This is a genomic window from Lachnospira rogosae (ex Hitch et al. 2025), from assembly GCF_040096455.1.
In the GTDB taxonomy this organism is placed as follows: domain Bacteria; phylum Bacillota; class Clostridia; order Lachnospirales; family Lachnospiraceae; genus Lachnospira; species Lachnospira rogosae.
In genome coordinates this window covers 1-10,971 of record NZ_JBBMER010000014.1, presented here as the reverse complement: position 1 = coordinate 10,971, position 10,971 = coordinate 1, and the positions used below count along the sequence as shown (strand labels likewise).

At 38.9% G+C, this 10,971-nt stretch carries 13 protein-coding genes and 3 pseudogenes; all 16 read right to left on the bottom strand.

The window, feature by feature from the left end; all coding sequences use genetic code 11:
- Positions 1-168, bottom strand: a pseudogene (locus WMO14_RS12805) (flavodoxin family protein); the annotation flags it as partial.
- A gap of 124 nt (positions 169-292) precedes the next feature.
- Positions 293-904: a sugar O-acetyltransferase gene (locus WMO14_RS12800; RefSeq protein ID WP_349153944.1), complete on the bottom strand. Its 612-nt coding sequence runs from the start codon at positions 902-904 to the stop codon at positions 293-295.
- Positions 905-915: 11 nt separating this feature from the next.
- Entirely contained in the window at positions 916-1,218 is a 303-nt protein-coding gene (locus WMO14_RS12795) for a DUF2200 family protein (protein ID WP_242858655.1), read from the bottom strand.
- Positions 1,219-1,339: 121 nt separating this feature from the next.
- A complete protein-coding gene (locus WMO14_RS12790) occupies positions 1,340-1,510 on the bottom strand; it encodes a hypothetical protein (protein WP_207643374.1) in 171 nt (56 codons plus the stop codon).
- A 406-nt stretch (positions 1,511-1,916) separates the two neighbouring features.
- Positions 1,917-2,111, bottom strand: a pseudogene (locus WMO14_RS12785) (LysR family transcriptional regulator); the annotation flags it as partial.
- A 78-nt stretch (positions 2,112-2,189) separates the two neighbouring features.
- Positions 2,190-3,404 carry an ATP-binding protein gene (locus tag WMO14_RS12780; protein ID WP_008116575.1) on the bottom strand — a complete coding sequence of 405 codons (1,215 nt, stop codon included), beginning with the start codon at positions 3,402-3,404 and terminating at the stop codon, positions 2,190-2,192.
- A gap of 412 nt (positions 3,405-3,816) precedes the next feature.
- Entirely contained in the window at positions 3,817-4,359 is a 543-nt protein-coding gene (locus WMO14_RS12775; protein WP_008116573.1) for a hypothetical protein, read from the bottom strand.
- A 47-nt stretch (positions 4,360-4,406) separates the two neighbouring features.
- Positions 4,407-5,162, bottom strand: coding sequence for a DUF6033 family protein (locus WMO14_RS12770; RefSeq protein ID WP_171029228.1), 756 nt, complete (start codon positions 5,160-5,162; stop codon positions 4,407-4,409).
- 198 nt (positions 5,163-5,360) lie between these two features.
- Positions 5,361-5,942 carry a methyltransferase family protein gene (locus WMO14_RS12765; protein ID WP_055176460.1) on the bottom strand — a complete coding sequence of 194 codons (582 nt, stop codon included), beginning with the start codon at positions 5,940-5,942 and terminating at the stop codon, positions 5,361-5,363.
- Between the two features lie 282 nt (positions 5,943-6,224).
- Complete coding sequence (locus WMO14_RS12760; protein ID WP_349153943.1) at positions 6,225-7,601, bottom strand: sensor histidine kinase; 1,377 nt, start codon at positions 7,599-7,601, stop codon at positions 6,225-6,227.
- Entirely contained in the window at positions 7,589-8,251 is a 663-nt protein-coding gene (locus tag WMO14_RS12755; protein WP_116444345.1) for a response regulator transcription factor, read from the bottom strand. Before WMO14_RS12755 ends, WMO14_RS12760 begins: the two co-directional genes overlap by 13 nt.
- A gap of 14 nt (positions 8,252-8,265) precedes the next feature.
- Positions 8,266-9,006, bottom strand: a complete 741-nt coding sequence (locus WMO14_RS12750) for a lantibiotic immunity ABC transporter MutG family permease subunit (RefSeq protein WP_004853401.1) — start codon at positions 9,004-9,006, stop codon at positions 8,266-8,268.
- A gap of 1 nt (position 9,007) precedes the next feature.
- Positions 9,008-9,739 carry a lantibiotic immunity ABC transporter MutE/EpiE family permease subunit gene (locus WMO14_RS12745; protein ID WP_349153942.1) on the bottom strand — a complete coding sequence of 244 codons (732 nt, stop codon included), beginning with the start codon at positions 9,737-9,739 and terminating at the stop codon, positions 9,008-9,010.
- Positions 9,732-10,445, bottom strand: coding sequence for a lantibiotic protection ABC transporter ATP-binding protein (locus tag WMO14_RS12740; protein ID WP_055176472.1), 714 nt, complete (start codon positions 10,443-10,445; stop codon positions 9,732-9,734). Before WMO14_RS12740 ends, WMO14_RS12745 begins: the two co-directional genes overlap by 8 nt.
- 78 nt (positions 10,446-10,523) lie before the next feature.
- Complete coding sequence (locus WMO14_RS12735) at positions 10,524-10,802, bottom strand: TfoX/Sxy family protein (RefSeq protein ID WP_439655305.1); 279 nt, start codon at positions 10,800-10,802, stop codon at positions 10,524-10,526.
- Positions 10,747-10,860, bottom strand: a pseudogene (locus WMO14_RS12730) (DUF3784 domain-containing protein); the annotation flags it as partial. The pseudogene WMO14_RS12730 and the gene WMO14_RS12735, both read right to left, overlap by 56 nt.
- Positions 10,861-10,971: the final 111 nt, after the last annotated feature.

Below are 10,971 nucleotides of genomic sequence, written 5' to 3'. Positions count from 1 at the left end.
TCCCTTAGAGCATTGACAGACACCACATCCCTTGCATGGTGCAATGTTGAGTTTGTCGGGTTCAATGATTTCAATTTTATTCTTTTCTGACGCTCCTTTTATAAATGCATTGATTGCTGCCAGCGTATTTCCTTTTCTGGCACTTCCATTAATGATTACAATTTTCATGCGTGTATCCTCCAACTTCCGAGTTGTCGCTCTCAGTATACCATGCCTTCTCCCCGCAGAAAAACATGGCGAAAAACAAAAATGTCCCCGGAGTGCTTTTTTCAGAGTTTTCGATCTGGATTTCTCAGAACAGAATATCCTCCGGCTTGAACTTATCTTTTTCAGTAATGGGGCGGATCACCTTGCAGGGCACCCCTGCAGCGATGACACCGGCGGGAATGTCATGAGTGACGACGCTTCCCGCCCCGATAACCGAGCCTGCCCCGATGGTAACGCCGCCACAGACAGTGGAATTTGCGCCGATCCAGACGTTTTCCTCCAGCGTAATGGGTGACGAGGTGCCAATGCCATGGCTGCGCTGCTCCGGATCGATGGCATGACCGGAGCAGGCAAGGCATACGCCAGGGGCAATAAAGGCACCTGCTCCGATGTTTACCGGAGAGGTATCCAGAATGACACAGTTATAATTGATGACCGCCAAGCCGTGGGTATGGATGTTGAAGCCATAGTCACAGTGGAAATCCGGCTCAATGCCGGTCATGGGAGAGCAGGTGCCCAGCAGGGTCTGCAGGATACTGCGCCGCTTTTCCTGTTCGTTGGGAGCGGTGCGGTTGTACTCCCAACACAGTTGCTTTGCACGGTACTGTTCCTCCGTGGGGGTGTTTTCATAGCCACTGACATAGGCGGCAGGGTGTTTCATAATATCCAGAGCGTTCATCATGTTTGTCCTTTCCATACAGTGTTTTCTTAAAGATTATACCACATTCTCTGTCGGTGTGTAATAGGCTGCTTTTCCTCATTTGTTTGTCCGCTTGATCTTCTCCATCGCTTTGCCCTTAGCCAGCTCATCCACCAGCTTTCCAAATAGCGGATCTCCTTCATCAGCGGCTCTTCGATACCCTCCTGCTTTACGCCGCAGGCGCTGTAACCCGTCAGCCACCCAATAATTTCATCTACTTCTGCCTGCGTCCGCCCCTTGCCGACTGCCTTTGCCACCAGTATAGGATATATTTTTGCAAATGGCATAGCATATACTTTTTCAGTTTCCATTTTCGTCCCTCCATCAGGTGCGTCTATGTGCAATGTATAACCACGCTTCCGGACAAAAAAGAATGTGTGCCGGCGCATCCCAGACGATAACATTATACCTGTTTTCAAAATACTGAAATTGTCAGTCCACAATCCACCGAACAGCATTGGCTGGAGCTTCGCCTGTAGCGCATACAAGTGATTTCTCTTCGTCAGTTTTTCCAATAAAGCAATATTGAGACTCAAAATTCACAAGTGAATAATCTTCTACTTGGCAGACTGAGAAGTCTTGATGAATTCTCCTTAATTCCATAAAAACACCTCCACAAATTCCGATTTTACGAACTGTTTATATTTTTGGTTAGTTTTGCAAACTTGAATTGAGATTTCATATATTCCAAGGGATTTAATAACTGTTATATTTTATTATCAAATATCTCTCAATCCCTTGAAAACACAAAGTTTATCACAGGTGAGCTTTCCCTTATTGTTTCCCTTGCGTTATATCGTCCCACCAGTGTTTACGAACTCTGATAAGGGCAAAAACAAGGGCAAGAAAATTATATAAAACAGTATAACACAAAATAAAAGTGACATTGTGAACTGATTGAAATGCTTCTATATTTTTATTGGTTTAAAGGAGACACAACATGAATACCATTTACGCAGAATACAACATGTACCACAACAGCATTGACATTTATACAATATTTATTGTGTCAGGCACCATTGTTTTCAAACTGCATAACATCATCCGGCGGATTCAGAGCATACAAAAGTCCATACGGCGAGCTGTATTCCCATTTCACTGGGATACTGACAAGCGCCGGGTGGACATCCTGCCAACATTCCAGTATTAAGAGAACATTCCCGGTTTCTATACAGCGGTTAAATACAGACATATCATAATATTTATTGTGTCAGGCACCATTGTTTTTTCATTCTCGGCATTGGAAGAACTTCTGCATATCTTCTGGTGAAAGAAGAACATTTCAGTTCCATTCCTCTGCCAGCAGGAAGTCACGAATATTGCGGTGTTTGATTCCATCTCGGCTCATATCCAGTTCGTCCATCGTTACAACGTATTTCGGGAAATTGTCACGAACACCGGCAAACGCCCCAAACTCACGCTGGATGGTTTCCTCCGAGGCAAGTAGATAGGAAACCTGAACATACAGCTTTTTCCCATGATCTTCACATACGAAGTCAATCTCCTTGTCAGAGACTTTCCCAACAGTCACAGAATAACCACGGCGCAGCAGCTCCATGTAGACAACATTTTCAAGGACAAGGTTAATGTCCTTCATGTTGCCACCGTACACGGCTTCCCGGACACCATGATCTGCAACATAGTATTTCTCGTTGACGGTCAGGATTTTCTTTCCCTGGAGGTCTTGGCGCTTCACCTGATAAAACAGGAATGCGTCCGTGCAGGCTTTGATGTAGTTCAGTACCGTTTCTGGTGAAACGGAGCGCCCTTCACTTTTCAGATACTTGGAAATGGCTGTGGAAGAAAAGGTAGTGCCGATGTTGGAAGTTATATAAGCAATAATTCTCTCCAGCATATCCACATCACGGATATTGTTTCGCTTGATAATATCTTTCAGCTCTACGGAGTTGAACAAGTCCCGCAAATACTGACGACTGGCGGCATCGTCGTAGCGAAGGTTGCTCAAATAGGGCATTCCTCCCAGCGTCAGATATTTTGTAAAGCATTGTCTTTCGTCTGCACCTTCGTAAACGGTGTGATACAGCTCCATAAACTCTCTGAATGAAAACGGGTAAATCACGAACTCCACATACCGTCCGGCAAGATAAGTGGCAAGCTCACCGGAAAGCAGCTTGGCGTTGGAACCGGTAATGTATATATCACAATCCAGCTCCACCCGGAAAGAGTTGATACATTTTTCCCAATCAGCCACCTCTTGGATTTCGTCGAAGAACAGATAAACCTTGCCGCTGATTTCTTTTGTTCTGCGAAGGATTTCATCATGCAATGCAACAGCCGTACAAAGGTGTGCATTGCTCATGTTCTCAAAATTCAGGGAAATAAACTGTTCTGGTTGGACCCCGTTTTGGGCAAGTTCCTCTTGGATCAGGCTCAGCATGACAGATTTTCCACTACGGCGAATCCCTGTCAGAACCTTTATCAGCTCATTTCCGATAAAAGGACGGATACGGCTCATATAAATTTCTCGTTTAATCATGTAGACCAGCCTCCCTTCTGAAACTGTCTATATGGTACCACGGCTATAACTGATTTTCAATACCGCAAATCCAGTTTTATCAGATATAATTGATAAAATACGAATTTCGACACAATCAGGCAGTTATACCGAGCGAAGTTTGGCTATGCGTTTTTATTGTGTCAGGCACCATTGTTTCATATTGAAATATAGTGTCTCTGTGCATGTTCTATATACCTCTGATTATATAATATTCAATTTATATAATCTCTCAAATGCTTTTTTATCAAAGTCTGCTTCTGTAATATATAGCTTTCTATCGCTATCAATGTCATTCTAACTCAATAGTCATATCAATTATACAATTAAAAGCAAAGATGCTGCTAACTGAATAACAACATCTTTGCTTGTTTAGAATGGGGATTATAAAATTTTAATGATAGTATACTGTGACATAAATATTTTTTAATGTTGCTGCTGCAACAGTTCCCGTTGAATACCTTGTAGATTCAAATTGAACATAATAATTTCCAACAGGGCTTAAATTATAATTGCCAAAATCTGCAAAAGTAAGAGAACTATTCCAACTTTTGCTGTCTGTATATCTGTCAAATGTGCCATCTCCATTATCCTCATCTTTAGCAACAAATAATTCGATGTTTCCACTACTTCCACTACTTTTTGTGGATGTAACCACTATTTTACTGATTGTGGAGCCTGACGGAACAGATGTGCTGCTGATTGTAAAAGAACCAAGAGCGGAAGTTGCCACTGTATCATTTGTTCCAAAAAAGGAATTTAACATTCCAACAGAATGTCGTGATGATCCAGAAGTTAATGCTGTCGGAGTTATTTCAAATGTCATTGTTTTCTCCGTCTCCGAATAATTTTCCTGAGTTTCTGCCGCAAAAGCTGTGACATTCATTGTAAAAAGCATGACAACACATACAATAATAGAAAAAAAACGTTTTCTCATAATGAATCTACCTCCATACTTTATGTAATCATCCCCATCTAAATATACTAAATTGAAAAATCAAATCTTCCACCGATTTTATTATCCTCTGGTTTGATAGAATTCCATTCAATATTTTTAATTTTATCCAAAAGTTCATCTTTTGAATTTGCTTGAACAGTAGCTTTTTTTACTTCAATTTGCTTTAATTGTTCCTTTTTCTTCGCCTCTTTCTTCTCCGCAGCTTTCTTTTCCTGAATTTTTTCAAGATATTCTTTCTGACTAGCTGATGTTTTTTCTAATTGAGCAAAGAATGTTGTAGTTCCATCACTATTAAAAGAAATACCAAACTTTGTTATTTTTGTATCAGTATCTGCACTGTTTTCTATTCCGTTTGTCTTACCAAATGCTCTTTCAAATCCAAACTGAGCATTGATTTCATCCGACATACGCAAAGCACCTTCAATACTATGCATCTTTTCAGCATAATATTTGGGATCGGATGCCATCTTCTCCATTTCTTCCTTTGAGAAAATAACCGTAAACTCTTTATCACTTTGTGCTAAAATATCTTTAGCATTATCACCATTTTCAAAATCTGCAACCATAAAGTCCATATCTGTTCTTGAGCCACGCATATCTTTAAGCATTTTTTGTGCCTCTTTACTTAGATTTTTTTCGGCTATACTTTCTGTCACATTTTTCTTGACCTTATCATTTTCTGTTGTTTTCGCTGTTTCTTTTTTCTTATCTACTGTACCTGCCTTGTAGGTATTCTGATAACTTCCATAAACAGTACCCGTTGTATTCACATTCATTGACATATCCTTTGTCCTCCTTCTCTGAATCCGTTCTTTATTATTTATTGTTTCTAATATTATATATCGGCTTTATTCCGAAAACTATAATCCTCCCTGTTATTTTTATCCCATGATTATTGAAAATCTAAAATTTGAAATTCACTCTTAAATCAGATTATGCATTAAATATTATTGCTATTGACAAACCACCTAAATATGAAGTTATCTTTTTCTTCCTAAATATCGGCATACTTTTGATTTGTATTGCAGGTACTCATTTCCGAATGCTTTTATCAAAAAATCTTCCTCTACATTGACTATCTGTAAATGAAAAAATACCACTGCAAAACCTGTGGCAAAGCAAAGGAACCAATTAAAGAACGAAAACAATATTCCTATATACATTAAATCAAAACCCAAAAATGCAGGATTTCTGCTAATAGAATAGATGCCCGTTGTTACCAAATTGGTCTTTTCTTCTTTTTGCACACCTGCTCTCCAATTCTCCTTCATCTGTGTAACAGAAACAATAAAAGCAAGTACACCGAACATTGTTATTACAACTCCTGTAAATTGCAACACAATATGTGCTGTTCCCGAACAAAACACAATACTGATAATCTGTATTACAGGAAGCAAATATGTGATTATTTTAAGAGCTACTTCTATAAATTTGACAAATCCCTCTTTTCCTTTTCCTAATTGGTCTGTATTTATGCCTTGCTTTTTCTGACTAATCAGCTTTGCAAAATAGCAGATGTAAAACACTGCCATCAGTGAAAGTGTAACAATTTTTATTATCATCGTGTACCTCCAAACAACGATTTGTAAGTTTCTTTAATGTCGCATAGACACAGTATAACATAATCCTGTGTCTATGCGATAACATTTACTACTTCTTCCGATATAAACTCATCCTCTCCACAGTAACCTCCGGATAGAAGTAAGTAAGAATCGTTGACTTAGCAACTCCTGCGGCAAGTGCCTTCTTCACTTTCTCTTTCTGTTCAGGTGTATAAGACCAGTGAAGCATTCGGTTTGTGATAGTATCTTCCATTTCTTTTACATAGCTTAATTGCGTTCTATTTAGCGTGTTTTCTGACTACTCAGGAAAAATATTTCTACCCTCGCCCCACCTGTATTTTCAGAATTTGAAAGTTTAATACCTCCACCATATTTTTCAGCCACAGTTTTTGCAAAAAATAGTCCCATCCCATAATGGGCTTCGCCATTTCTACTTGTGTCATCCATAAAAAACTGCTCTGTGCCATGCAATAATGCTTCTTTTGTAAATCCTGATCCGCTATCCTCCACAATGAATGTCAGCCGGTCATCCTGCTCCTTTGCGTCAATATAAATGATTCCATTTTCTTTTGTATGCTCCACTGCATTCTGAATCACATTCATTACGGCCCGGAACATTGGATCATAATCAATCGTTACCTTTTTATCACTTTGTTCCGCCTTCCAATCTATCTTCTGGTGATAGATTTCTACCAGTCCGAGTGCCTGTTCCTTTATATCTGCGAAAAAATCTTCTAACCTCATCGTTGTATAGGTAACATCACTGCAATTCCATGATTTTGTGACATCTATCAACTGTTTTACATAACTTTGTATCTGTGTTGTGCCGTTCAAAACATAAGTGATATTTTTCTTCTGTTCTGTGGTCAGTTCAGTCTCTGAAAGTAGTTCTGCATTTCCCCGTACAATCGTAAGAGGTGTTTTAATATCATGCGCCAAAGCAGACATCTGTTGTTTCTTTTCCTGCTCTGTTTTCCACTGCTTTTCTAAAGATTCTCGCAATGCATCTCGCATATCATCGATTGCCGATAAACAGTCATCAAACTCTTTGATACCGGAACAGGATGTCTCATATTCCAGATTTTGATCCTTTATTTGTCCGATTGCGTCTAATACAGGCTGCATCTGCTTTTTGATTCTTTTTCCAAAACGTATGGACGGAATGATGATAATCGCTACCGCTCCAATCACAGACATAATAATCATCACATTCTGTGGTCCTATAAAATGCTCCCTCAAAAAAGCTGAATGATATTGAGGTGTCAGGCGATATTGCAATACAACATATTCATTTTCCCTTACAATTACTTTATAAAAATATTTCCCGGATGCGTTTCTGTACTTTGCAACATTCCATGCTATCTGTTCGTATTGTTCTGGCAGATCTCCACCTATTTTCTCTCCATTCTCTGAAAAGATTACATAATCACAAAGTGCGGGAATCATCTCAGCAGTCACTTTATCTGCACGTAGAATCGTATCATATGCTTCATTAATCTTTTGCTCTGCATAATTTGCCGGATAAATACAGCCCACACTAATCAAAAGGTACAGCAGCAGATAAGCAACAATCACCAAACCAACTAATGATCCAAGCATGACCAGTACATATCTCATAAAAATCCTGCTGAGTGCATTGCTTCTCTTTACTCTTCCCATTTATATCCAATCCCCCAGACTGTTTTTATCGGCATATAATCATAATCCGCAAATTTTGCTCTTATATTTTTGATATGCGTGATTATAGTACTGTCATTACTCTCATTGTCAAAGCCAAAGACCGCTTCCAATATCTGTTCCTTCGAGAAAACCTGTCCTCTGTTTTTAGCCAGAAATTCACAGATTTCGTACTCTGCTTTCGTAAACGGAAGTTCTTTATCATCAACCAATAGTTTCTTTTGAGACATCTGAATGCAGACTCTCCCTAAAACCATTCTGACAGAATGTTCCCTGTGCTCTCTCCGTAGATGCGCGTTGATCCTTGCTCGAAGTTCCATCACTCCAAATGGCTTTGAAATATAATCATCTGCTCCTAAAGAAAGTCCGTTTACCAGACTGTTTTCCTCCGTTTTTGCCGTAAGAAACAAAATCGGACAATCCACAAGTGCCCTGATTCTTTTGCATAATTCGAAGCCGTCAATTCCAGGCATCATAATGTCCAGTAAAATCAGGTCATAACAATGTAATTCTTCCATATTAATTTTTAGTGGATTACTTACTTTGGTAACCAGATGTCCATCCTTATTCAAAATGCTTTCTATCATTTCCAAAATTGCCGGTTCATCATCAACTGCCAGTATTTTTGCCATAGTTTCCCTCGATTCTATTCCGATATTCTGTTTCCTTCCCAGTGGTTTACCCACCAAAAATAGTATACCATACTAATCCCTGTAAATATTAAGCAACCTGGTATGAATGACAACCATTCACCTACACTAGTTTCTCCCAATACAGATTGCAGATAAGTATATGGTACTCTACCCGTCCAGCAGATAAATACATATTTCCACACATAATCTCCAAGTCCGGTAAGCATCAATGCACTAATTAGTCCTGATATAATCCCTGCTCCAATGGATACCCCTTTTCCAAACTGAAAAGCCAGAATCAGCTGCCACAGATAAAGTGGAACACTGCTTCCCCACAGCAGCAATGCTGCAAATATACATCCTTTCATGATTTCGATATCGCTTGATGCGATTCTTCCAAATCCAATTCCGAATATGATTGCTGTCAATAGGATAGAGCACAGACACAAAACCAGTAGCATCAACAGTTTCGATAAAAATGCTGCAGGTTTATCTGGTAAAGACAACAGATTTTGAAAATTACCTGCATTTTGTTCCTGTTCCATCACACTTGCTGTAAAAATTCCAATAAGTACCGGAAGTCCTGCTCCTATTGCCTGATAAAATGCAATCACTTTCATATTTTCATTCCATGGTGAAAAAAAGTAATATATTAAAAATATAACGCTGGTTATAATCGGAATCAGTAAGTGTGCCAGAATCACAGATGTTCCTTTCATCTTTCGCAAGTCTGCATTAAGAGATCTTCCAATCATCTTATTTCACCTCTCTTCTCTCAAACCATTTCAAAAACAGAACCGTTACAAAAACAAACCAGATGATTGAGAGACACATTCCCGGAACAATGACTCCCGTATCCAAAAGAGGATTCCCTACTTCTGCGGCGAGTCCATTTGGTAAAACATGAAGCAACGGGCACATCATTCGCATAGGGATTGCAGAAACAAGTACATACCAGATTCTGGTTTGTGATATTAGCACACCGCTGACGGTAATAAACAGGCAGACGAACAGGTTTACAATCATTCCAAATCGTTCGCTTAAAAATAAAGCTACTGGAATCTCCCATAACTCAGAAACCGTCAGAAACAATACTGCAATCAACGCTCCTTTCACTGGAACAGGTGTCGTTAGAAGAAAGCCTCCAAGCGTTGCTCCTGCAAACACAATCACATTAGAAAACAAAATCATGTACCCAATATAAATAATTTTCCCCAGCAACAATTTTCTTCTGTCTGTGGGAATAGTCATTAAATGATAGTATTTTATCTTTTTCTCCTGCGCCACAGAAAGATAACAAAATAGAGCAATCATCCCCGGCAGCAAAAGTGTATACCACCAGTTCCAAACACTTTCTGCATAAGCATTTGTCATCCCAAGAGTAAATATAAATGCCATGACAAATGTAAGAAGAGGAAATCCCCAGATAAACTTTTTTCGCATGGTTCTTTTGGCTTTTTGATGTTCTGCTTTTATAATATTAACCATGGATTTCACCTGCTTTCTGGTTTTTTCTTACCACATTCATAAACAAATCTTCAAGATTATCTCCCTGCTTTAATGCTCCTTCGTATCCTAAGATTCCACCTGAAATAATCCCGACTTTATCTGCAAGTAACTGTACCTCCGAGAGAATATGACTGGAGAGAATTACAGTGATTCCCTGTTCCGGAAAAGACCGGATCAGCTCTCGTAATTCCTCGATGCCTATTGGATCTAATCCATTCGTAGGTTCATCCAATATCAAAAGTTCCGGTTCTCCAAGCAATGCCATTGCAATGCCTAGTCTTTGCTTCATCCCCAAAGAAAACTGTCCTGCTTTCTTCTTTCCGGTGTTTGTAAGTGATACAATCTGCAAGACCTCATCAATTCTGTTTTCATCTGTACCAAGCAATAATTGTCTTACCTTCAAATTCTCTCTGGCGGAAAGATTTTCATAAATAGGCGGATTCTCAATTAACGCTCCTATTTTTGATAAATCTTTCCTATCCCAAAGTTTTCCATCAAAGTAAATCTTTCCTGCAGTGGGTTTCATCATACCAGTCAACATTTTCAATGTGGTAGATTTACCAGCGCCATTCGGTCCAAGCAGTCCATAAATCTGTCCCTTTTCTATATTAAGTGAAACATTATTTACCGCTTTCTGTTTTCTAAAATATTTACACAAATTTTGTGTCTGCAACATCATTTCCATCTTTACTATCCTTCCTTCCATATTTTATTTCTTACTGAAATATAACCTAACAGAAAAAAATAAAGATTTGATGAAGATTTATTCCCGTATGGAATAAACCATCAATTTCTTATTATCCACTTCCTCTACCAACAGCATCCTCTTTGCTCCATCATATGGCAATTCATACGGAGCTGTCGGCATATACCGGACAGCTGATTTTACTGGTTTCACGAGTAATCTATCATCATAGATGCCACCTACGATTTTGCCTCGATAATAAAGAATAAATTCTCCCATCATGGTGCGATAAGTGATTTCTTCCAATTCCCATTGTTCTGCATAACTTCTTTTCATCATATTTTTCCTTTTCTTCATTTGAAGCTGTATTATATCCAGAAATGAACCAGCTTCCATGTCCAGAAAGTAAAATAATTCCATTTTCTTAATTTTATAAACAAGAATTTTGACATTTCTACAAGTACCAATATGAGTGCATTCCACATAAATATGTTTTGGAATTTTTCGGCATTTGCTTTATTGCATT